Source organism: Spirosoma panaciterrae DSM 21099 (genome assembly GCF_000374025.1).
Lineage (GTDB): Bacteria > Bacteroidota > Bacteroidia > Cytophagales > Spirosomataceae > Spirosoma > Spirosoma panaciterrae.
This window is the reverse complement of the sequence record NZ_KB893218.1, coordinates 1-21,418: the sequence shown is the minus strand read 5'-3', so window position 1 is coordinate 21,418 and position 21,418 is coordinate 1. Positions and strand designations below refer to the sequence as shown.

Here is a 21,418-nt window from a genome sequence, read left to right as displayed (position 1 = left end):
TTCCACTGGTCAAAATAATAGTATACGGCTTGCCAGTGCGGAAAGCTAGGCGGCAGGTTTCGCCATTGACAGCCGGTGCGTAACATCCAGAAGATGGCATCCATGACGGCACGTAATTGGTGTTTACGCTTGCGTTGAAGGTTAAAAAAAGGCGAAATTGCTGCCCACTGGTAGTCGGTCAGTGGTTGCCACTGCTTAGTCATTACTTTGTTTCTTGGTCGATACAAAGTTGACTCGACTACCAGTCCTTATCAATTCCCCAACAAGCTCTAAGTCCGTCCTGTTTCGATCACTTGTCTGTAAAAATCTGACAAAAGTCTTAAAGTGGTAATGTTTTAAATATCCTCACCCCCTCCTCCATATGAAACACCTGTTTATTCTTTTTAGTATTATTATATCTTTTAATGTTGTTGGGCAGAATAACTATGTAGCTACTTCGCCAAGCTCATCAACTCCTGGAACCAATAATACTTTCATTGGTAGTGGAGCAGGGGCAACTGGTGGAGCTATGCAGGCAAACGTATTCGTTGGTGCCTTTTCGGGAAGTAATAACAGTTTTGGTTCAGAAAATGTATTTGTGGGTAGCTATTCAGGATTCTCCAATTCATTTGGTGTAGGAAATGTATTTGTAGGTAGTCAAACAGGATATAAAAATAATTCGGGGACAAGTAATGTATTCCTTGGAAATAGAGCCGGGTTCGAAAATATCTATGGAGATAATAATTTGTTTTTTGGTAATGATGCAGGTCATGATAATACGGCTGGTTCTGCTAATATTTTTACCGGTGTGAATGCGGGAAGGAGTAATACGACAGGTGGTGAAAATATCTTTATCGGTCTCAACGCAGGAAGAATCAATACGGTAGGGCAGCAGAATACGTTCATTGGTACTAATTCTGCCTTTACAAGTACGACTGCTTCTGCCAACACTTTTGTAGGGTATCAAACAGGTTACTATACCATAGGTTCTTCCAATACATTTTTCGGTCATCAGGCTGGCTACAACAACACAACTGGCTCCAACAACATTATCATCGGCCCCAATTCCGGCACTGCCATCACCACATCCGACGACAACGTTTTAATGGGCTACAATAGTCAGGCCGACGATGGACTCCAAAACGCCATCGCCATCGGCTCCAATAGCCGGGTAGCCGTCAGCAATGCCATGATCCTGGGCAATGGGGTGAACGTAGGCATCGGTACCTCAGCGCCTACCAACCGGCTCCACGTTCGAGCCGATCAGGCTGGCCAGTCGGGTATTCGTCTGGAACAGCTTACCAGCGATAGTCCGGTTGCTAACGCTTCCGATCAGTTCTTAACGGTCGATGGACAGGGCAACGTGGTCAAGGCCCGCTACCGGCTCCGCATTCAGGATCCGGCTCAGTGGAGTGATAAGGTGTTTACACCAGGCTATTCGCTTAAACCCCTTCCGACCGTTGAAGCCTATATCCAGCAGAACAGACACTTACCCGATGTACCGTCAGCGGAGGAGATAGCTGATAAAGGCGTGGACCTGGTCAAGATGAACGCACTACTGCTTCAGAAGATCGAGGAGTTGACGCTGCATAGTATCGAGCAGGAAAAGCGGATAAAGGCGCTGGAAGAGAAGCTATCGGAGAAACGGTAATCTTTATTTGCACGATAAGAGAAGATTGACCCTCAATAGGTTGTGAAGGGTCAACTTTGACGAGTAATTAATTGATTATTTTTAAAGCATGCAGTATGTACCCCAACGTTCGATAATTGGTAGGCTTTCCGGAAACAGACTTGCCACCACCTTAGCCTGATTGGATTTACGGGTTTCGTTCGTCTTTTTTTCAACAAACGTCAGGGTATTGCCCGGTAGGTCCAGATCCTTCAGCGAGGCTGGAAAATATCGGCCAGATATATGCCGTTGCACAGGTAGGAAATACCCAGCGGTTAAAGTCCGGTGGGACCAGCAGAATCCCTTCTTTGATGGGAAAAGAAAACCTTCGCTGCTCACGCTGAAAGGTCATCCGCAATTTGATGGAGATCAGATTCGTCGTAGTTTTGTCAAACGATAGTTTAACGCTGGCTTGGGAGGAGTTCATGGGATTGCCTGAAATAGCCTACAAAACAGCCAACAAGTTAAAAAATCACCATAGTTTACGGTAACAGGGCATAAGTAAAATGCCTAAATCTGAGCTAAAAACTACACAGTACAGCACCCGATAGATTACCATATAGCCGCCCCTCATGTCGTTCAAGCAAGTTCCTCTCCATCACATTCATCAGCAGTTAGGTGCGAAAATCGTACCGTTTGCGGGGTATGAAATGCCCGTTCGCTATTCATCCGATCTGGAAGAACACAACACCGTTCGCAATGGCGTCGGTATTTTCGATGTCTCGCATATGGGCGAGTTTATACTCAAAGGCGAGGGTGCCCTGGATCTGATTCAGCGCGTATCGGCCAATGATGCCAGTATTCTGTACGATGGTAAAGTCCAATATAGCTACCTGCCCAATGGTCAGGGTGGTGTTGTTGACGATCTGCTGATTTACCGAATCAGCGATCAGGAGTATATGCTCGTGGTGAATGCATCCAACATCGAGAAGGATTGGAACTGGATCAGCCAGTATGCATCGGACTACCCCGTTACGATGACCAACATCTCCGACGATACCTGTTTGTTTGCCGTTCAGGGTCCAAAAGCTGCTGAAGCTTTACAGGCGCTTACCAAAGTCGATCTGGCCTTGATGGAGTACTATACGTTTGAGAAAGCCGATTTTGCCGGATATGCCAATGTGATCATTTCAGCAACAGGTTATACGGGCGCGGGTGGTTTCGAAATTTATGTATCGAGCCACCAGGCCGAAGCGGTTTGGAACGCCATTATGGAAGCGGGTGCGCCGTACGGGATTAAGCCAATTGGCCTGGGTGCCCGCGATACGCTCCGGCTCGAAATGGGCTACTGCCTCTACGGAAACGATATTACCGACCAAACTTCGCCCATAGAAGCCGGGCTGGGCTGGGTTACCAAGTTTACGCACCCCTTTATTGATGCCGATGTGCTGAAAGAACAGAAAGAACAGGGTGTTCCACGTCGGCTCGTCGGGTTTGAATTAATCGACCGGGGCGTTCCCCGTAGCCATTATGAATTGGCTGATGCCGACGGCAATGCCATTGGTGAGGTAACGTCGGGTACCCAATCGCCTACGCTGAGCAAAGGCATTGGCCTGGGCTACATCAAAACCGCCTATAGTAAACCTGGCACCGAAATCTTTGTTAAGGTCCGTGACCGGCTCCTCAAAGCCCAGGTCGTAAAACTTCCCTTCGTTAAAAAATGACCGCTCTGGCGGTCCGGCTGGATTTACAGGATTTAACTGGCCGACTTACCTTGATTAGGTAAAAGCTTTTAAAGAAAGCCAATCAAGGTTGGTCAGTTAAATCCTGTAAATTCGGGTTCAGACAATATGAAACAAATTGACGTTTGCTTTACTCCCGATTTACTCCATCTGCATACGGTTGAAAATACCATTGTGGTGGTAGCGGATGTGTTTCGGGCTACTTCGTGCATGGTGACAGCCTTCGCTTATGGCGTCAACAGCATTATTCCCGTCGCTACGGTTGAGGAATGTAAGGAATTACAGGAGCGTGGTTATCTGGCCGCTGCTGAGCGCAATGCCCGTAAGGTAGAAGGGTTCGAGCTGGACAACTCGCCGTTTACTTACATGGACGAGCGCATTCGGGGTGCTAATATCGCCATGACAACCACCAACGGTACACTAGCCATTACCCGGTCCCGGTCGGCGGTGAAAGTACTGGTCGGCTCATTTCTGAATCTGGATGCGCTGGTACGGTATCTGAAAACGGAAGGGTATGATGTAATGGTGCTCTGCGCTGGCTGGAAAGGGCGGGTGAACCTGGAAGATACCCTGTTTGCCGGAGCCCTGGTCGATCGCTTAAAAGATAGCTATGCTATGGCCGAAGATAGCGCCATCATGGCCTGGCGGTTGTATGTACAGGGGAAAGACAATCTGGTGGCCTACATGGCGAATGCATCACACATCCGCCGACTCCAGCGGCTGGGTATTCAAAAAGATATTCCCTACTGCCTGCAACACGATCTGTATGATGTGGTACCTGTATTGCGTGGCAATGCGCTGGTAAATATGAAGGTGTAGCCGATTATTTCTTACTGACAAACGGATTGCCTTTTATATAGTACCGATAGGGTAAATCGGCCCCGTGGGTTATACCGATGCGTGTGGTAGTGACCATGTCGAAATCGTGAAGCACGGGACCGCGTATATAAATCGGTCCGTTTGTCAGTGATGCTCCATTATCCCGCATTCGGTCAATACCCATGGCAATGGTCAGTTTGCTGGGGCCATTCGCCAGATTACGCTGTCCCTGAGCCGTAGTTGGGTCGATTGTGTTGTTGCGATAGCGGGCGAACCCTGTTTTGAACGCTTCGTTTCGTCGGAGGCCCATCAGGTCTATACCTTCGGTGGGTTCCAGCGCCCGAATCAGTACGGCTTCCCCGACGCCCTGTGGCCCCGTTACGACGTTGATGCAATGGTAGTGATTGTAAATCTGATACACGTAAAGTGTACCGGCAGGGCCAAACATAGCCGCATTACGAACGGTTTGTCGTCGATACGCATGACAGGCCGGGTCGTCGGTAAGATAGCCTTCTGTTTCGACAATGATACCTGCCGTTGTACCCTCCGCCGATTCATGAACCAACTCACAGCCGAGCAACAACTGGGCCAGCGTGAGCGTGTCGTGCGATTGATAGAATCCAACAGGGAGCTTAAGCAGAACCATTTTTGCCGATATTTACTCTATAAAAAGCGCCATTAGATGCTGTCTAATGGTGAAAGGATTCGTTGGGGGTAAATCAAGTTTATTCCGTTGGTATTTCAGAATTTCCCGGTTTTGTGTATCTAATAGGAATAGCTCCAAACTGCTAGAATGCGGTTGTATATAACGCCTGTTGGGTATCCCTACACGATACGATGTAAACGCTATTGATGACGCTGTCAACGCTGTTTTTGTAACTTTCTCTAATGAAGCTAAACTATTGTAATTACTCATTGTTCGAGAGAAACCATCGCTGACAAACACAATAACAAACCGACTACCATCTTGCTGGATTTCTTCACAAATTTCTTCTGGAATCCTAACCCGTCTTATCTTTTTTCGATTGTACTCATTATCGAGCCGAACGTTGAATAAATATTTTTCCAGATCATGGCGAGTTCTGGGAGATAGGCTAATGGGAAGCAGGTTTTCAATGCCTGTCAAATGCTTTGGAAGCTGCTCGTCAAGCAGAGTAGCTACCTGATAATTTAAGGAGTCTTTCAACTGGATCTTGTTACCTGATTCAATAATGCCCTGATATAGGTAAGGACTTATTAGAGTGGTCTGATTTAACAGTTCAGGTCTATAATCGGGTGATACAAAATGAAAAGCGTACCGTGTACAACTTGAAAGGAAACCACAGAGTAATAATCCGAAACCGAGCAAACGAATTCTACACATGAAATGATATACGATGGGAAGATTGAGTCTTCAAATGTATGCGAATTCATGGAGAATATATCTCAAATTACATTCATCGTCTGCTCTTTGATTTTCTCCAGCTCGTCTTTCATCTGGACAACCAGCCGCTGAATGGCCGCATCGTTGGCTTTTGAACCGATGGTATTGATTTCACGACCAATTTCCTGGGAGATAAAATTCAGTTTTTTGCCATTGGCTTCCTCGCCCATCAAAACTTCAAGGAAATAAGCCAGGTGGTTTTTGAGCCGTACTTTTTCTTCGGAGATGTCGAACTTCTCAACGTAGTAAACCAGTTCTTGCTCAAACCGATTCTGATCGAACGTTTCGCTGTCTAGCAATTCTTTAACGGAATTGCGCATCCGATCGCGGACGGCCGGAATCCGTCGAACATCTTGTTCTTCGACGTCGGTCAGCCGATCCGTAATGATCTGAATATACTCCTGAAACTTGCCTTCAAGCATGGCACCATCCTGTTTCCGAAAGGCGTCGCAACGACGAATGGCTTCCTGAACGGCAGCCTGCACCGTGGCCCAGTCCGAAGCGTCGGCAGCCGGGTCGGCCGACTCGGTCAGGTAAGCATTTGGCTGCTGGAGAGCGAGTTGCAGGATGTTGCTGTCGGGTATGCTCATGAGCATCGTATTGGCCGTTTCCTTCAGATCGCTGACGTAAGCCTGCACTAAGGGCCGGTTGATGGTTACGCCCGGCCGTATCATACTGGTACGGGTAAGGTTGATGGAGAGTTCTACTTTACCACGTTCCAGTTGCTGCGTTAGCAGCGCACGTAACTCTATTTCCTTATCCGAGAATTGACGGGGCATTCGGCAGTAAATATCCAGGAATTTGGAATTCAGGGTTTTAACCTCAGCCGTGACAGACAGGCCTCCAGCCTCTACTGTTGCATTGCCGAAGCCAGTCATTGATTTTAGCATCCGATGTTTAGTTTTCTGTGTTCGGTTAACGGTTTCGTATGGGCCGTGTCTGACTTATGAATGGCAACAGCCCACCGAAAACGCCGTAACTTATTTTAGTGCTCCTTCTTCCAGTTCTATGAACTCTTTGCGGTGTCGGGCTACGTCGATGGCTGTGTAAATAGCCTGTAACATTGAGGTTTCATCAGCCAGGTTTTTTCCGGCTATATCGTAGGCCGTGCCGTGGTCGGGAGAGGTTCTGACGGCAGGCATACCAGCGGTAAAGTTGACCCCTTCCTCAAAAGCGATCGACTTAAATGGAATCAGTCCCTGATCGTGGTACATGGCCAGTACGGCATCAAAATGCTTGTAAGCTCTTGTGCCAAAGAAACCGTCGGCCGGGTAAGGGCCAAACACAAGTTCGCCTTTGTCCAGTAAGTCGGCAAGCAGCGGCTTGATAATGTCCTGCTCTTCATTGCCCAGCAATCCCTCTTCGCCAGCATGAGGGTTAAGGCCCAACACAGCGATCCGGGGCTTTTCGATGCCAAAATCCTGACGCAATGACTTCATCATCAGGGCAAGTTTTTGAGCGATGCGGTCCCGCGTGATGTTCTGGCGAACCCGCCCCAGCGGAATATGTCCCGTTACGACGCCAACCCGTAAGGTGCCGCTGACCATAAACATCAGATTGTCCTGAACATCAAATTCCTGGGCCAGGTATTCAGTATGCCCCGGAAATTTAAATTCTTCCGACTGAATATTGTACTTGTTGATGGGGGCCGTTACGAGGGCGTCCAGCTTGCCCGCTTTCAGGTCATCGACTGCCCGTTGCAAACAGGCAAATGCCGCCTGACCCGCTTCGGGGGTTACGCGACCGGGCTGAATATCCTGGTTTTGATCGGGCCAGCACGTAATCACATTCGTTAGCTTATGGCTGATCTGGCTTATGGATTGAGCCCCGTTCAGATTCCAGTCTTTGAAGTTTAGTAAGTTCCGATAGCGGTTCAATATCCGCATAGAGCCGTAAATAACGGGGGTGCAGATTTTCTGTAAGCGATTGTACTGCAATGCTTTCAGGATTACCTCTGGCCCAATACCGTTATAATCACCCAGGGAAATACCAATCACTAATCGATCTTCGCGGCTGGTATGCTCGGCTGGCTGATTAGGCTGATTCGTCAGGTCGCGCAAGGTGGCTTCGCCCAGGAGCGATTCCTGTACGCGGGGCAGGGGGAGCGTTTGCTCCCTACCTGATCGATTATCATCGCGCTGCCGGGCTTCATTGGGCCGCTGATTCGGATTGGATTGCCGATTTTCTTGCCGATTATCCCGTTGATTTTGCTGGTTTTTGGGACGTTGTTCGTCCGTTCGCCCGTTTGGCTGCCGATTATCGCGCTGATTTTGACCTGACTTTTGCGGACGTTCCGGGCGATTGGCCGGGTCTGTATCGACGGGCGTATTGTTGTTACGATTGTCTCGAAAAGGAGCGCCCTGACGATTATTGGGGTGCTGATTGCCCGTACGCTGATAGTTTGGCGTTTGCGGCTGTGCTTCGGCTGGACGTGCGTCAGGCTTCGACCCGTTCGATGGGTTGGTGCGGGGTTGATTAGCTTCGTTAGGTTGGCGTTGTTCCATGTACTTTTTGTAGTTTCGCCACGATTTTCAAAGAGTGAAACGTGAAGAATGAAAACAAGCGTTCGCTATATTCTTCACCTTTTTCTTTTGATTCTTCACTTATATTGCTGCAAGTTACGAATAACCCCGGATGTTCCAGAGTCAACGATCTATTCTCATTGCCGACGAAATGCACCCGTCGCTTTTTGCCATGCTGACCGAAGCTGGCTTTCAGTTTGATTATCAACCAAAAATCAGCCGTGCTGAACTACTAACTGCCCTTGCGCCTTTTCAGGGGTTGATTATTCGAAGCAAAACTACGGTCGACCACGAATTGTTGAGCCATGCGCCTAATCTACAGTTTATTGGACGGGCTGGGGCGGGTCTGGATTTGATTGATCTGGAAGAAGCCGAAGCGCGTGGTATTGCTGTGTTTCATGCCGGGGCTGGAAATCGGGATGCCGTAGCCGAACATACGGTAGGCATGCTTCTGGCCCTATTGGCGAATATTCTGAAAGCCGACCGGGAGGTTCGGCAAGGTATCTGGGACCGTGAAGGAAACCGGGGATACGAACTCGGTAGTCTGACTGTTGGGCTGATTGGGTATGGGAACAATGGCCGTGCCACAGCTAAACGCCTGAGTGGCTTTGGCTGTCGGGTGTTGGCGTACGATAAGTTTCTGTCCAGCTACGGCGATGCCTTTGCCGAAGAAGCAACGATGGAGCAGGTGATGGCGGAAGCCGATATAATCAGTCTGCATATTCCGCTGACTGATGAAACCCGTATGTGGGTGAATGATGCGTTTATCGGGCAGGTTGCCAAACCGTTTTACCTGAACAATATAGCCCGGGGCGAAATTGTATCGCTGGCGGCTATCGTGCGTGGGCTGGAAAGTGGTAAAGTTCGAGGGGCTACGCTGGACGTTCTGGAAAATGAAAAATTGGCCAAATTAACCCCCGATCAACAGGTAGCCTTCGATTATCTCCGCCAGTCGGACCGGGTTGTTCTGACGCCACACGTTGCCGGGTGGACGCATGAAAGCTACGTGCGGATCAATGAGGTACTGGTAACCCAGTTGGTTGAGAGCGTTGGCCAGTAAGAATAGCCGTGGTAGTCATCAGAAACGGACGTTGGTGACTGCCACGGCACGGCTTTTACTTCGTCACTGTAAGATTTGACGTCGTACAACTGGTCCCCGCATCATTGGTCAGGCAGATTTGGCCGGTGGTAGCACCGGCGGGTACGGTTGCAATGAGCGAATTGCCCGATATACGGAACGTAGCAGACGATGAGGTTCCTCCACTGAATCGAACAGCAGTAACCGTCGATAGATTTTGACCCGTTATGGTAACCTCAGCGCCAATGGCTGCGCTTTTGGGCGTAAAGTCGGTGATGGTAGCCAGACGGATTGGGGTAAACGAACTCGTTGTTGTGACTTCGCCCGCTATGTTCACAATCCGTAATGGCCCAACTTGCGCATCGGCAGGCACCAGTACCCACCGTTCGGTATCGGTATTTTTGCCGCCATCGGCCGCTGGACTGGCTGAGCCCGTAAAATAAATCTGCGCATCCTGGAGAAAATCACCACTTAAAACGATCCGCTCACCCACTCTCGCTTTGACCGGAAGCAGGCTGGTAACAGTAGGTTTTTGAACAATAACGAGGGGAACAGAGGCCGTACCTGCCCGGCTGGTTACCGTGATCGGACCGCTAACCGCATTTTCTGGTATGCCAATGAGTAAATCGATTCCTTCATTACGGCTGGTGATGGGAACGGCAATACCGCTTACTTTCACATCCGTGATCCGATACAGATTTTTACCCGAAACGGTCATCGGGCGCCCGTTCAATTGGCGGGCTGGGGTTAAGGACAGATTAGACGGAGGCAGATAAAAGAAAAAAGGATCGGTAGCGGTAGCCGTACCGCCGATACTGTTGGCCGAAATTGTGACGTTGCCCGAAGTCGTCAAAGCCGGTACAGTGGCTTCAATTTGGTTGCTGCTCAGAATCCGGAAAGGAACGGCAACATTTCCAAACGATACACTGGTTACGCTCTGGAGGTTAAGCCCCTGAATAATCAGTTTGTCCCCGGCAATGCCGTCTCGCGCCATTAGGTTGGTGATAAAGGGCTGAGCAATAATCTTCAACGAATCGGTACTAGTAGCAACGAGTGTTTCGAAAACCCGAACCGATACCAGGCCGGAAGTAGCCGTAGCCGGAATCGTGGTGCGGATCACGGTGTCGGTGACCGTTGTTACGGCTTTGTCGGTAACCAGCCCATTGATGCTTAGGACGCCATCGGTTAAATTTTTACCCTGAACTACCAGCGCTGTTCCTGCTTTCGCCTGCGTAGGATTGATGCGGGTAATTTGTGGGGTTCCGGCAACAATAAACCTTGAGGTTAGATTCCCCCCTTTCGTTTCAACGGCCAGGGCCGATGGACCACGCGGGGCATTGGGAGGGACAACGATTGTTAATTGTTTGGCGGTACTGTCTTTTACAATAGCATCTATGTTATCGAAGCGAATACGGGTAACCTGGTTGAGAAAATTGCCCGAAATCGTTACAACCGTTCCCGGCAGTCCGTTGGTAGGAGTAACCGAGGTTAAAATGGGCGGTGGTTGTTTAACGTTGAATGGGAGTGGGTCCGATACTCCCTGATCCGTTTGCACGCGGACCTGATTCATATCGGGGGCGGTTATGGGTACCCGAATAAGGATGGTATTGTCGTCGTAACTTTGAATGGGGGCCGTTACAACCGATTTAGATGTGCTAAATGTCACGACCGGATTGGCCCCAAACTGATACCCCTTCAAGCGAACGCTATCGCTTACAAAAGCTTCTTTGGGAGCTATGCTGATAAGTTCAGGAGGGTTGTTTTGTACGCGACAGCCCACCAGGCCAATAAGTACAAGAAAGAGAATAAAGCGTGTTCGTGTCGAGTTCATAGATGGCAACGGGATCATCTTCCCGGCGCATATAATTGGTAAAATTAGTCATTTTAAGCGTCCAAAAACCATTTCTTTCGAAAGCCTGTTACTGTAATGATGAATGATGACCGGGTCGCCGGAGCGATGATGAAGCCCTAAGAAGTAGGATTGACATTATCATTCATCATTTATCGTTCATCATTAAAGAGAAAATGAACTACCGCAATCTGAAATCATCAAAATTATTGGCCATTACTACACTCGGTGAGCTGAAAGCAGCCGGGTATGAATCCCGCTCAATCAAGCAGGAATTGCGGGAAAATTTAATTGAGCGAATCAAGGAAAAGGAAGTCGTTTTTCCCGGTATTTGGGGGTATGAAGATACCGTGATTCCTGACGTTGAACGGGCTATTCTATCCATGCACCACATTAACCTGCTGGGTTTGCGCGGACAGGCTAAAACCCGTATTGCCCGACTGATGGTTAATTTGCTGGATGAATACATTCCGGTTGTGGCTGGGTCTGAACTCAACGACGATCCACTGAACCCGATCTCGCGCTATTCAGTCGACCTGATCGCCGAAAAAGGGGATCAGGCTCCCATTGCGTGGCTGCATCGTAACGACCGCTATACCGAGAAGCTGGCTACGCCCGATGTGTCGGTGGCCGACCTCATTGGCGATGTGGACCCGATCAAAGCCGCTACGCTCAAATTGCCTTATTCCGACGAGCGAACGATTCACTTCGGGCTGATACCGCGCTCACACCGCTGTATTTTCGTAATTAATGAATTGCCCGATTTACAGGCGCGTATTCAGGTGTCGCTGTTTAATATTCTGCAAGAGGGCGATATTCAGATACGGGGTTTTAAACTCCGGCTGCCCCTCGATATTCAGTTCGTATTTACGGCTAACCCTGAGGATTACACCAACCGGGGTAGTATTGTAACGCCATTGAAAGATCGGATCGACTCGCAAATCGTGACCCACTATCCGAAATCCATCGAAATCGGGAAGAAGATCACGATGCAGGAAGCTATCGTAAAAACGGAGCAGAAAGGCATGGTAAAAACCAACGATCTGGTCGCTGATTTGATCGAACAGGTGGCTCTGGAAGCCCGCGAGAGCGAATATGTGGACTCGAAGAGTGGGGTTTCGGCCCGGATGACCATTTCGGCGTATGAGAACCTGCTTTCATCGGCCGAGCGTCGGACACTGCTCAATGGCGAACGCGATACCTATGTGCGCATTGCCGATCTGTATGGTGTGGTGCCCGCCATTTGCGGTAAGGTAGAACTGGTATACGAGGGTGAAGTAGAAGGGCCGGTGATTGTGGCGCAAAACCTGATTGGTAAAGCCATTCGGAATCAGTTCCTGCAGTATTTCCCTAACCCCGAAAAAGCGAAAAAAGACAAGCGCGGCAATCCATACAAGAAAATAACGGACTGGTTTGGCGACGGTAATACCATGGATATTCTGAATGACCTGAGCAACCGCGACTATGAGGCTCGTTTACGTACCATTGATGGATTAGACGACGTTGTCGATCAGTTTCATCCTCGTCTGAGCAAGCCCGAAAAGCTGTTTATGATGGAATTTGCCCTACACGGCCTGGCTGAACATTCATTGGTCGGTAAAAAAGCGATGGATACTGGGCAGTCGTTCAAAGATCTATTGGGCTCGATGTTCAATCCAGGTCAAAACTTCGGCGAGGAAGACGACGAGGAGGACGACGATCGCTATTAAGTCAGCCATCGGCTGATCATAAATTTTACATGAAAGGGCGCTTACAGGTGATTTTGACCCTGTAGCGCCCTTTTGCATAGATTATAGACAATCGATTTTTTCCAGAAATGCTGTATATATGGGCAGTTCGCTCAGAAGAAGCGCAACAGCCGAATGGCCCAGGGTATTCAGATGGGCGCCATCGGCCAGAAAATAAGCGGCTTTTCGAGGAATGGCTCTAAAGGTATCCACCAGTTGAAAACCATTTTGCCGAATGCATTTGTAAATAGTAGGGATACTTTCTCGGCGAAGCCATTGATCGACAGGGTGTAAGCTTGGAAAAGGGGTCAGGACGACTACTTTCGCCTGATAGGGACCCAATAAAGCCAAAGTCTGTATCAGCCGTTGGTCGAATTGCTGTAGATACGGAAGTTGACCATACCGAGCTTTATAGAGTGTCAGGAAGGCGGCTTTTAACCGATCCTTTAGCCGTTGTTGGTAGGGAATCGGCCTTGTTCCGGCCATGTTCGGCAAGGGTTTGGGTTGATAGGGCTTTGGCGTTGTTGGAGAAGGCAGGTGTTGAAAAAGCTCGCGAAAGCGTTTGCGCCAGGAAAGCTCATAATGACCTAGCTGAAGAACAATCAGGTCGGCCTGCATCAGTTCGACTTTGTGCTGCGTAATCAGATCATCTACCTGATTCAGACTAACCATACTGTGGCATATACTCTGCGTAGATTCGTCTGTCAGGCTTTCTAAATGCGCTGCCCATTTTTGAACAAAACCAAGGTGAGGAGGGATCGCGTAATTGCCGACATGACAACCACCAATGATGACTATTTTCATAGCGTAGTGAACTAAATACATAGATCACTACCTACAAATTCTATGCAACGTGGCAGATTGTCTTATAAAATACAATTAAATAGATATTAAAGAGATTAAAAAGACTATTTATTATCTGAGACTTATATAAGAATGGCGTATTTGCACAGCTTATCAAAGCCTGAACAAATACGCCATTAATTGCAATTTAATTAGGATCAGGTTTGTGGCAGCCGGTTGTCAGGCACTCGATCGAGAGCAAAATACGGAGGAGAGCCTGGCATAGGGCAACCTATTCGACGACTACAGCCGTGCCGTTGGCACTGACCATAAGCATGGCTCCATTGCTGCCAATGGTCTGATAATCCAGATCGACACCGATAATGGCATTGGCTCCGAGCCGGGATGCCTGATCGATCATCTCTTTGATCGCAATACTTTTGGCTTCTCGAAGGGCTTGTACATAGGCACCGCTATGACCACCTACAACATCTTTTATGGACGTGAAAAAGTCTTTTACGAGATTAGCTCCGATGATCGCTTCACCATTGACCAGGCCGATGTATTTTGAAATTTGTTTGTGTTCAATATTAGGCGTAGTTGTTATTAGCATTGTTGAGGGGGAAGACAGTTTGGATTGTAAAGTTAGAAAGGTTTATGGTATTCGATTTATAGTTTATAGTAACGACACCCTGTTCGCTATAAATCGAATGCCGGATCGCTAGTTGCTTACGTCCAGTTCAATAATGGTGTCGATGGCATCAGTAGAAGGGGCGCTGTTCATCGTCAGCACAACCCCTTCGGGCGACTGGGTAAATTTGACGGGCGTTTTGTCGGTAAAGAGTTTCGCGGATCGGATTTTACCCGCCATAGCCGGTAAAGTAAGCTGGCGGTCCTGCCAGTCCAGGATGTGGACATACACTTTATCGCCTTTAGCAGTAGTAACACCCCAGTTTCGAGCGTCAACCGGCCCCCCACGAGTACCGTAAATGGTTTCGCCGTTCTTCTGCATCCACTGCCCCATCTCGCCAAGTGTTTTCACAAATTCAGGCTGGATTTTGCCATTAGGCATTGGCCCAACATTCAGCAGGAAATTGGCGTTATGGCCAGCCGCTTTTACCAGATAACGAACCAGCTCTTTCGTACTCTTATAGCGGTTGTCCTTGATGTTAAATCCCCAGGCGCCATTCATCGTTTCGCAGGTTTCGAGCGGTAGCTGGCCAATGGTTTGTGCTTCGTTGAAACCCGTGGTTTTTGAACCGGGCAAATCTTTCTCAAACATCTGGAAATCTTCGCCGGGGAACGGAGCTACATGGTGGTTATTACCGATCAGTGCGGCTGGCTGAAGTTTGTGGATAAGTGAATAGGTTCGGTCGAGGTGCCAGTCGATACCCGTTTTGCTGGCAGGCGTACCACTTCCGGTATGACCAGCGTCGTCGGCCGATTGATCCCACCAGCCATCGAACCAGATACCACCCACTGGGCCATAATTGGTCAGTAGCTCCGTGAGTTGGGTGTCCATGTACTTGAGATAGTTCTCAAAATTACCCCGCTCCGGCCGACCTGTGTGCAAACCTGTTCGACCACGTGGGTAATAATCGGGGTGGTGCCAGTCGAGGTGCGAGTGATAAAAGAAGAGCTTAATTCCCTGTGCCCGGCATTCATCGGCCAAGGCTTTTAGCACATCTTTTTTATAGGGCGTCCGGTCCACAATGTCGTAATCCGATACGTTGGAGTCATACATGGCAAACCCATCGTGGTGCTTGCTGGTAATGGTGATGTACTTCATACCCGCATTTTTGGCCATCGCGACCCACTCTTTGGCATCGAAAGCGGTCGGATTGAAAAAAGATGGGAGTCGTTCGTAATCCTTGACTGGTATTTGCCGATTGTTCATCACCCATTCACCATCACCCAGGATGCTATATACACCCCAGTGAATGAATAGTCCGAACTTATCGTCCTGAAAGGCTTTTCGAGCAGCCAGGTTTTCGGGCGCGGGTTGGTAGCCTGTCTGGGCCAATAGCGACAGACTGAGGCAGGTAAGCAGAAAGGAGAAAACAGTACGCATACGGATTGGAGTTATCTTTTTAGGGAATGCCGATGTCATTTTTACCCGACAGGATCGGTTCAGGGTCAAGGGATGGCTACATCCTACTTCAAAGAAACAGCAAGCGCATGAAGATGCCAGCCCATGGGCTGTTTTTTTGTATTTCGACCGCTCAATCAGCCTTCATTCGCTAATCGACCGCTCACTCAGCTTGATTTTTTGTAGTCTCATGCCCGCTCTACTTTTGAGCAAACATTAGTAATGAACAATGAAAAATACGAACGTAATTCGGTTGATGGCATGGGCCCTGGTAATGGCTCTGCCCATGTGGTTTAGTAGCTGTAAAAACGGTGGTGATAGTACGGTAACACCTTCAACATCGGTTGTTGAAGGAAGCTGGCGCATTTCGGGGTATAAAATCAATCCGGCCATCGATCTGGGAAATGGTCAGAAAACCAATGACCTGCTGAGCATCTATAAATTATATCCCAGCGGTAACGATATTGTTGAATGCCTGACAACAACGGTGGTTACCTTCAACAGTGGAGGTAAAGTAACGGGTAAAGCGGGTCCAAAATGCAACACAACGATGGATGATGTGAATCCAATCGACGACAATTCGACCTGGAAGCTGGATGGTAGTAAACTGACGATTACCAGTGGCACAGATGTGTCGGTATACGATGCTTCGGTAAGTGGGAATACGTTGAAGTTGTCGAGCCAGGAAACGGAAGATCTGGATGGCGACGGTAAGGACGAGACGTACACGTACACGATGGAATTGACGAAAGTATAAAACGGTACAGACCGCTCAAAGAAGCCGATTGGTTGTAGGTAGCCGATCGGCTTTTTTATGGGGTTTCGGTAAGGCAGTCGTGCAGGGTTGCTACGTATTTCTCCAGATACAGGGGAGCGTCTTTGGTTCTGTATTGCAAAATATAACGTGGATGATCGAGGGTTACGATTCGTCCGAAAAAGCCTTGCTGGTCGTTTAGTCGTTTCAGATACGTTTCATTTTTCCGCCCCAGACATACGGCTACCCGGCGATTGCACCCGAAGCCGATCTGCGTTCGTACTGTTTCGGCAATGCTTGGCCACAGGGTCTCGGTAGTAGCGCGGTCGTCGTAAAAATTATAGTTTTTCCCACTCTTCGTCAGGGCGAGGGGAAACAGGGAGGTTAGAAAAAATTGCCCGTAAAAAGCTTCGGCTCCCCCAAATGCCTCCACAACCTGATAAATGAATCGACTCGATAGTTCGGGCGTGTCGGCAAGCGTGTTGGCAATATGACAGTAACGGCGCAGGTTCTGGGGAGTGGTAAACGAAATGCCGGTTACGCCCGCGCCAAACCGCCCCGGATTGATGCCTAGTACAAATACGCGAGGTTGATTATCGTTGAAAAACTTGCTGTAAAACGCTCCGACAATCTGGCGCACCTCTGGGGTTTGATAAGGATTCAGAACATCTACACCCGCCGGAAGGTGGGTAGGAGCGGTCAGGGAATTATAATACGCAATGGCTTTATCCGCAAAGGTTGGCATAGGGTCTATTGAGGTATAAAAACAAAGTCGGGGTTAGTGGCCCGACTTTGTTTTTATTGAAAAAAATAACTTAAGCCCATACCGCCCGTGCAGCGCACGCAGTTGTTACCGAATACAAAAGGCCCAGCAGCTTATTCGGTAAAGAAAATATATTCTGTTGATTAGGTTTTATGTTCTTCATCGTGTCCTGATACTTTTGAATGAAAAGACTAAGTGAACTGAACATCAATACTCTACCAAGCAAAAATAAAATTTGTCGTGGTGTTTCAATGGGACTCTCAAATATGAGCTTAAGTTTTTACTTGATATTCTTCCGGCGGTTGCGCTGAAAATCTTCAAACATCATGTTGCCCAGACCCTGTAAACCACTATAGTAGGCCCGACCGTTGTTTACCTTCGTGAACTCCTGTACAAACTGTTTCAGATAGGGGTCAGAAGCAATCATGAAGGTGGTGATGGGAATATCCAGTCGTCGGCATTGAGCCGCCAGGGTCAGGGTTTTGCTCACTACTTTCCGGTCCAGCCCGAACGAGTTTTTGTAGTACTTAATCCCCTCTTTCAGGCAGGTTGGTTTGCCGTCGGTGATCATGAAAATCTGCTTGTTCTTGTTCTTCCGCCGACGAAGCAGGTCCATCGACAATTCAAGACCGGCAACGGTATTGGTATGATAAGGGCCCACTTCCAGGTACGGCAGGTCTTTCGCCTGAATCTGCCAGGCATCGTTGCCAAATACCACAATATCGAGCGTGTCTTTTGGGTATTTCTGTTTAACCAGTTCGACCAAAGCCAGCGCTACCTTTTTGGCAGGGGTAATCCGATCTTCGCCGTACAGAATCATCGAGTGGCTAATGTCGATCATCAATACGGTCGAAGTCTGAGTTTTCTGCTCTTTCTCCGTGACTTCCAGATCGCGCTCCATCAGACGAAACTCTTCCACGCCACTATTGATCTGCGCATTTTTGATCGATTCCGTCATTGAAATCTGCTCCAGTGTATCGCCAAACTGGTAGCTGCGGAGATCACTGCTCAGTTCGTCGCCAGTGCCGGTATAGGGTGTATTGTGGTTTCCGCCCGATTTGGAGCGTTTGAGCTTCCCAAAAATTTCTTCCAGCGCACTGCGTCGGATGGTTTGCTCACTCTTTGGGGTCATCACAATGCGGCCTTCCTGGTTTTCTTCGCTGATATACCCTTTTTCTTTGAGGTCGTCGAAGAAGTTACCGATGCCATACTTATCGTCGGTGAGGCCATACTGCCGATCAAGCTGACTCATCCACGACATAGCCTGTTCCACATCGCCGGAGGTCATGAGCAGCAGTTGCTGAAAGATATTGAGCAGCTTGTCGAAGTTGCTGCCTCCTTTTTGCTCAGGAGGTATATAGTCGGAGAATTGAAAGCCTTTCATAGTTAAAGAGCGAAAGAATGAATCGGAGCCAAAGAGCAAACTGCCGGTATCAGGAGAACAGTATGGTTTACGGATTTGTTCGCCTTACTTCTTTACGATTGGTAAACGGATCTGCGACGGATATTGTGCCGAATGAAAGACCTGGTTATGGGCCACTACAGCCTTGGTTTCGTCGTAGTTGTTGCCTCCCGTGTTCAGGTTCCGATCAAATCGCGGGAAGTTACTACTCGCTATTTCGACCCGAATCCGATGGCCAGGTGCAAAATAATTACTGGTCGACATGGGGCTTAGGGTGAGTTTATAGACTTTCCCTTTGTCCATCCATACTTCTTTATCGAACCCTTCGCGATAACGAGCCCGCAAGATCGTTTCGTCCAGGTTATAGGCTTTGCCGTCGGGGTAAACATCAATTAGTTTAACGGTAAAATCCGTGTCTTTAGCATCGGAAGAGACATACAACGTCGATTCGATAGAGCCTGTTACTTCGACACCATCGGCAAACGGTTCGGTAGTGTAGACCAGAATATCCTGCCGGGTTTCCATCTGGTGCTGATCAAACGAGCCCCCCTGTACGGAATTGCCCGCGCAGCATACATTACCACCGTAAGAAGGTACTGGGTACATGGGGTCGTAGGTGAAAGCATCGGGTTTTTCGTCTTTGCCCAATGACTTGGTGGTCAGCTTACCGTCGCCATACAGGCTGTTGGCTCGTCCATTGCTGGAGAGATAGTAGGTGGTCAGTTCAGCATTGGCCGGGGGCCAGGTATCGGCGGTTTGCCACTTGTTCGAACCCATCGTATAGTAGCGAACGTGTGGGGTCTTTTTCAGAATGTCGTTGGGTTCGCCCTTGAGCCAATAGTCGAACCAGCCATAAATGAGGCCATCATAATCGAGTCGGGCATCGCCAACGCTACGTTCGCCTACAATCGTGTTTTCGGAGGCTCGTTTGTAGGCGCAGTGCAGGGTCGGGGCAATCACTAGATACTGGTTGTCGCGTACCTGCGGGTCGGTCGCGTTTTTTCGGACGTGATTGAACAGCGCCAGATTTGGTCCCGTCGAAACGTCGTACCAGGACGCGAACCAGAAACTCGGTACACCAAACGGCATAGTATCGTGGTAAAGACCACCTTTGTACCAGTCGGGGTCATTGGGTTTACGAACGATCATTTTTTCGTAAACGCCCTTTGGTCCATTCACATTTTTAATGATGTCTTGTACGGGCAAATGCTTCAATCCCTGCGCCCAATCGACGCGGGGCATTTCGGGAGCCAGGTCATAAAAGCGTGATACGCGGGTTAAGTCCTCACTGGTGGCGGTTTTTGGGAAAAGTGGCCGGGCAAATGCATCGGTTTGGGTGCCGTAGAGCCAGGTTGTAAATAACATCTGTTGAGCGCCACCCCGGTACCAGTTGCCTTGTTCGTAAAACTGACCAACCCGACCAACCCCTGCGCCAAAGCCCATCGGCACCATAGCCGCATGGGCCGGGTGATCCAGAGCGGCTACGGCCATCTGCCATTCGGCTGTGGATGAGCAACCATATGTACCAATCTTTCCATTCGACCAGGGTTGTTTGGCCATCCAGCTAAAGGCATCGTAGCCATCGGTTGTGGGCGGACCCAGAATGTCCCATTCGCCTTCGGAGAAAAACTTGCCTCGTTCGTTCTGCACCACATAGGCATAGCCTCGTTTGACGGCATCCAGAGCTGCCTGATATGCATTTTGATGTTGTTCGCCATCGCCCCAGGCGTTGAAGTTGTACGGGGTTTTGGAGAAAATAATCGGAACTTTCTGCTCAGTTTTGGGCCGGTAAATATCAGTAGCGAGTCGGACGCCGTCGCGCATGGGCATCATCACCTTCTGTTCGATGATGGCAATCTCCTGAAGTTTTTTGAAAAGGTCTTCCTGGGGTGCCTGGGCCAGTGTCTGACAAATTGGGCCAATCACGAATACCAGTAGCAGGCTTGTCAGGTAGGAGCAGTGTTTCATTAAGCTGTTCGTTAAGAAGAGAAGTAATCGAATTAGCGCATTTATTGGCATAAAACAAAGCAGCGTAGCCTTAAAAGCCACGCTGCCTGTTTGTACATTCAATACGCGAAAGCATACGGGAATTAATTCCCGACGGTGTTGTGGTGATGTTTGTGGTGCTTTATCACAGGATGGGCTTCCTCGGTAAGAGTTGGTTGCCAGGTGGCCCCATGCTGCGTTTTATAATTTTGATTGCTACGCCTACTGGTCGATACATGGGATGATAAGCTGCCGATTGCCAGATTAGTTTCGCATGTAAGGTGCTTGTAGTCGGCCAGCCGGGTATTGTAAAAAGCCTGATCGGTACCAGAGATTGCGGATTGCTCCTGCCATTTTGACGAATAAGGCTGCTTGTAATTTCGGCTTGAGTAGATCGGATTGTTGAGGGGAAGTTTTCCGGCTGGATTAGCCGAACACACGGTCGCAAGGGTTGCTGATAAGCTTATAAAAAGGATCGAGGCACAAATCGTTTTCATGGCTATTCTGAGTTTTGTTGTTTAATGAATTATTGGGTAACCCCTTAAACCTCAGAATGCTTGTTTCGTTTTGTTGGTAGGCCGTTAGGTAGCGAATTAAATCAAAATTTAATAAGTAGTCTGCGAAAAATAGTTTGCATTATTTTCTAACTTGCCCTCATGGGCCGAGTAAACACCCCGGGTCTAACCGATACCCAACGGATCGAGTTAGAACGTGAACTGAAAACTAACAACAGCCATAGCTTTCGGATGCGCTGCCAAGCCATCCTGCTCAAAGCGGCTGGCCGTAAATCGAAAGATGTTGCCCAGATTGTGGGTATGTGCCATGTAAGTGTGAACAGTTGGCTGAAACGCTTTAAAACCGATGGACTCCAAGGACTAAAAACTAAACCAGGA

Annotated in this window: 21 protein-coding genes; 7 read left to right on the top strand and 14 right to left on the bottom strand. The window is 48.7% G+C overall.

Annotated elements, in window-relative coordinates; translation table 11 throughout:
- Positions 1-203: transposase (locus B153_RS0129010; protein ID WP_020598204.1), on the bottom strand; the 203-nt coding region annotated here is incomplete at its 3' end.
- Between the two features lie 158 nt (positions 204-361).
- On the opposite strand from B153_RS0129010, the gene B153_RS0129005 reads away from it, so the two are divergent.
- On the top strand, positions 362-1,630 hold the full coding sequence (locus B153_RS0129005) for an autotransporter outer membrane beta-barrel domain-containing protein (RefSeq protein ID WP_020600266.1): 1,269 nt from the start codon (positions 362-364) through the stop codon (positions 1,628-1,630).
- A gap of 81 nt (positions 1,631-1,711) precedes the next feature.
- Here B153_RS0129005 and B153_RS38415 read toward each other — a convergent pair whose 3' ends face one another.
- Entirely contained in the window at positions 1,712-1,903 is a 192-nt protein-coding gene (locus B153_RS38415) for a hypothetical protein (protein WP_020600265.1), read from the bottom strand.
- A gap of 317 nt (positions 1,904-2,220) precedes the next feature.
- On the opposite strand from B153_RS38415, the gene gcvT reads away from it, so the two are divergent.
- Positions 2,221-3,312, top strand: coding sequence for a glycine cleavage system aminomethyltransferase GcvT (gene gcvT, locus B153_RS0128995; protein ID WP_020600264.1), 1,092 nt, complete (start codon positions 2,221-2,223; stop codon positions 3,310-3,312).
- 126 nt (positions 3,313-3,438) lie between these two features.
- On the top strand, positions 3,439-4,149 hold the full coding sequence (locus B153_RS0128990) for a 2-phosphosulfolactate phosphatase (protein ID WP_020600263.1): 711 nt from the start codon (positions 3,439-3,441) through the stop codon (positions 4,147-4,149).
- 4 nt (positions 4,150-4,153) lie between these two features.
- Here the strand turns inward: B153_RS0128990 and B153_RS0128985 are convergent, their stop codons facing one another.
- The 4 genes from B153_RS0128985 to pdxA form a co-directional block, all read right to left on the bottom strand.
- Positions 4,154-4,795, bottom strand: a complete 642-nt coding sequence (locus B153_RS0128985) for a DNA-3-methyladenine glycosylase (protein WP_020600262.1) — start codon at positions 4,793-4,795, stop codon at positions 4,154-4,156.
- 12 nt (positions 4,796-4,807) lie between these two features.
- Positions 4,808-5,335, bottom strand: coding sequence for a hypothetical protein (locus B153_RS36115; RefSeq protein ID WP_020600261.1), 528 nt, complete (start codon positions 5,333-5,335; stop codon positions 4,808-4,810).
- Between the two features lie 239 nt (positions 5,336-5,574).
- Positions 5,575-6,462: a YicC/YloC family endoribonuclease gene (locus tag B153_RS0128975; protein WP_026262534.1), complete on the bottom strand. Its 888-nt coding sequence runs from the start codon at positions 6,460-6,462 to the stop codon at positions 5,575-5,577.
- Between the two features lie 90 nt (positions 6,463-6,552).
- On the bottom strand, positions 6,553-8,076 hold the full coding sequence (pdxA, locus tag B153_RS0128970; RefSeq protein ID WP_020600259.1) for a 4-hydroxythreonine-4-phosphate dehydrogenase PdxA: 1,524 nt from the start codon (positions 8,074-8,076) through the stop codon (positions 6,553-6,555).
- A gap of 130 nt (positions 8,077-8,206) precedes the next feature.
- Between pdxA and B153_RS0128965 the strand changes: the two genes are divergently transcribed.
- The gene (locus B153_RS0128965) at positions 8,207-9,154 is read left to right on the top strand and encodes a 2-hydroxyacid dehydrogenase (RefSeq protein WP_020600258.1); all 948 of its coding nucleotides are present in this window, start codon (positions 8,207-8,209) and stop codon (positions 9,152-9,154) included.
- 55 nt (positions 9,155-9,209) lie between these two features.
- On the opposite strand, the gene B153_RS0128960 is transcribed toward B153_RS0128965, so the two are convergent.
- Entirely contained in the window at positions 9,210-11,003 is a 1,794-nt protein-coding gene (locus tag B153_RS0128960) for an IPT/TIG domain-containing protein (protein ID WP_020600257.1), read from the bottom strand.
- Positions 11,004-11,197: 194 nt separating this feature from the next.
- Between B153_RS0128960 and B153_RS0128955 the strand changes: the two genes are divergently transcribed.
- Complete coding sequence (locus B153_RS0128955; RefSeq protein WP_020600256.1) at positions 11,198-12,730, top strand: P-loop NTPase family protein; 1,533 nt, start codon at positions 11,198-11,200, stop codon at positions 12,728-12,730.
- 81 nt (positions 12,731-12,811) lie between these two features.
- On the opposite strand, the gene B153_RS0128950 is transcribed toward B153_RS0128955, so the two are convergent.
- The 3 genes from B153_RS0128950 to B153_RS0128940 form a co-directional block, all read right to left on the bottom strand.
- Positions 12,812-13,552, bottom strand: coding sequence for an SGNH/GDSL hydrolase family protein (locus B153_RS0128950; protein WP_157634949.1), 741 nt, complete (start codon positions 13,550-13,552; stop codon positions 12,812-12,814).
- Between the two features lie 271 nt (positions 13,553-13,823).
- Positions 13,824-14,144, bottom strand: coding sequence for a heavy metal-binding domain-containing protein (locus B153_RS0128945; protein ID WP_020600254.1), 321 nt, complete (start codon positions 14,142-14,144; stop codon positions 13,824-13,826).
- Between the two features lie 108 nt (positions 14,145-14,252).
- Positions 14,253-15,602 (bottom strand): alpha-L-fucosidase, encoded by a 1,350-nt coding sequence (locus tag B153_RS0128940; RefSeq protein ID WP_020600253.1) that lies wholly within the window; start codon positions 15,600-15,602, stop codon positions 14,253-14,255.
- Between the two features lie 247 nt (positions 15,603-15,849).
- Here B153_RS0128940 and B153_RS0128935 point away from each other — a divergent pair, with 247 nt between their 5' ends.
- Positions 15,850-16,377 (top strand): lipocalin family protein, encoded by a 528-nt coding sequence (locus B153_RS0128935; RefSeq protein WP_020600252.1) that lies wholly within the window; start codon positions 15,850-15,852, stop codon positions 16,375-16,377.
- Between the two features lie 55 nt (positions 16,378-16,432).
- On the opposite strand, the gene B153_RS0128930 is transcribed toward B153_RS0128935, so the two are convergent.
- The 4 genes from B153_RS0128930 to B153_RS0128915 all read right to left on the bottom strand — a co-directional run bounded on the left by B153_RS0128930 (position 16,433) and on the right by B153_RS0128915 (position 21,022).
- The gene (locus B153_RS0128930) at positions 16,433-17,119 is read right to left on the bottom strand and encodes a uracil-DNA glycosylase family protein (RefSeq protein WP_020600251.1); all 687 of its coding nucleotides are present in this window, start codon (positions 17,117-17,119) and stop codon (positions 16,433-16,435) included.
- 298 nt (positions 17,120-17,417) lie between these two features.
- Positions 17,418-18,521, bottom strand: a complete 1,104-nt coding sequence (locus B153_RS0128925) for a vWA domain-containing protein (protein ID WP_020600250.1) — start codon at positions 18,519-18,521, stop codon at positions 17,418-17,420.
- Between the two features lie 84 nt (positions 18,522-18,605).
- On the bottom strand, positions 18,606-20,507 hold the full coding sequence (locus B153_RS0128920; RefSeq protein ID WP_020600249.1) for a CocE/NonD family hydrolase: 1,902 nt from the start codon (positions 20,505-20,507) through the stop codon (positions 18,606-18,608).
- Positions 20,508-20,629: 122 nt separating this feature from the next.
- Positions 20,630-21,022 (bottom strand): hypothetical protein, encoded by a 393-nt coding sequence (locus tag B153_RS0128915; RefSeq protein WP_020600248.1) that lies wholly within the window; start codon positions 21,020-21,022, stop codon positions 20,630-20,632.
- 159 nt (positions 21,023-21,181) lie between these two features.
- Between B153_RS0128915 and B153_RS0128910 the strand changes: the two genes are divergently transcribed.
- The coding region (locus B153_RS0128910) for a helix-turn-helix domain-containing protein (protein WP_020597989.1) at positions 21,182-21,418 on the top strand (237 nt) is incomplete at its 3' end.

What these genes read in the sequence shown, in the direction of transcription:
- B153_RS0128930 (WP_020600251.1), bottom strand. Translation starts at nt 17,119, where the DNA reads ATGCCAACCTTTGCGGATAAAGCCATTGCGTATTATAATTCCCTGACC.
- gcvT (WP_020600264.1), top strand. Translation starts at nt 2,221, where the DNA reads ATGTCGTTCAAGCAAGTTCCTCTCCATCACATTCATCAGCAGTTAGGT.
- pdxA (WP_020600259.1), bottom strand. Translation starts at nt 8,076, where the DNA reads ATGGAACAACGCCAACCTAACGAAGCTAATCAACCCCGCACCAACCCA.
- B153_RS0128940 (WP_020600253.1), bottom strand. Translation starts at nt 15,602, where the DNA reads ATGCGTACTGTTTTCTCCTTTCTGCTTACCTGCCTCAGTCTGTCGCTA.
- B153_RS0128915 (WP_020600248.1), bottom strand. Translation starts at nt 21,022, where the DNA reads ATGAAAACGATTTGTGCCTCGATCCTTTTTATAAGCTTATCAGCAACC.
- B153_RS0128975 (WP_026262534.1), bottom strand. Translation starts at nt 6,462, where the DNA reads ATGCTAAAATCAATGACTGGCTTCGGCAATGCAACAGTAGAGGCTGGA.
- B153_RS0128945 (WP_020600254.1), bottom strand. Translation starts at nt 14,144, where the DNA reads ATGCTAATAACAACTACGCCTAATATTGAACACAAACAAATTTCAAAA.
- B153_RS0128950 (WP_157634949.1), bottom strand. Translation starts at nt 13,552, where the DNA reads ATGAAAATAGTCATCATTGGTGGTTGTCATGTCGGCAATTACGCGATC.
- B153_RS0128965 (WP_020600258.1), top strand. Translation starts at nt 8,207, where the DNA reads ATGTTCCAGAGTCAACGATCTATTCTCATTGCCGACGAAATGCACCCG.
- B153_RS0128935 (WP_020600252.1), top strand. Translation starts at nt 15,850, where the DNA reads ATGAAAAATACGAACGTAATTCGGTTGATGGCATGGGCCCTGGTAATG.
- B153_RS0128990 (WP_020600263.1), top strand. Translation starts at nt 3,439, where the DNA reads ATGAAACAAATTGACGTTTGCTTTACTCCCGATTTACTCCATCTGCAT.
- B153_RS0128955 (WP_020600256.1), top strand. Translation starts at nt 11,198, where the DNA reads ATGAACTACCGCAATCTGAAATCATCAAAATTATTGGCCATTACTACA.
- B153_RS0129005 (WP_020600266.1), top strand. Translation starts at nt 362, where the DNA reads ATGAAACACCTGTTTATTCTTTTTAGTATTATTATATCTTTTAATGTT.
- B153_RS0128925 (WP_020600250.1), bottom strand. Translation starts at nt 18,521, where the DNA reads ATGAAAGGCTTTCAATTCTCCGACTATATACCTCCTGAGCAAAAAGGA.
- B153_RS0128920 (WP_020600249.1), bottom strand. Translation starts at nt 20,507, where the DNA reads ATGAAACACTGCTCCTACCTGACAAGCCTGCTACTGGTATTCGTGATT.
- B153_RS0128985 (WP_020600262.1), bottom strand. Translation starts at nt 4,795, where the DNA reads ATGGTTCTGCTTAAGCTCCCTGTTGGATTCTATCAATCGCACGACACG.
- B153_RS0128960 (WP_020600257.1), bottom strand. Translation starts at nt 11,003, where the DNA reads ATGAACTCGACACGAACACGCTTTATTCTCTTTCTTGTACTTATTGGC.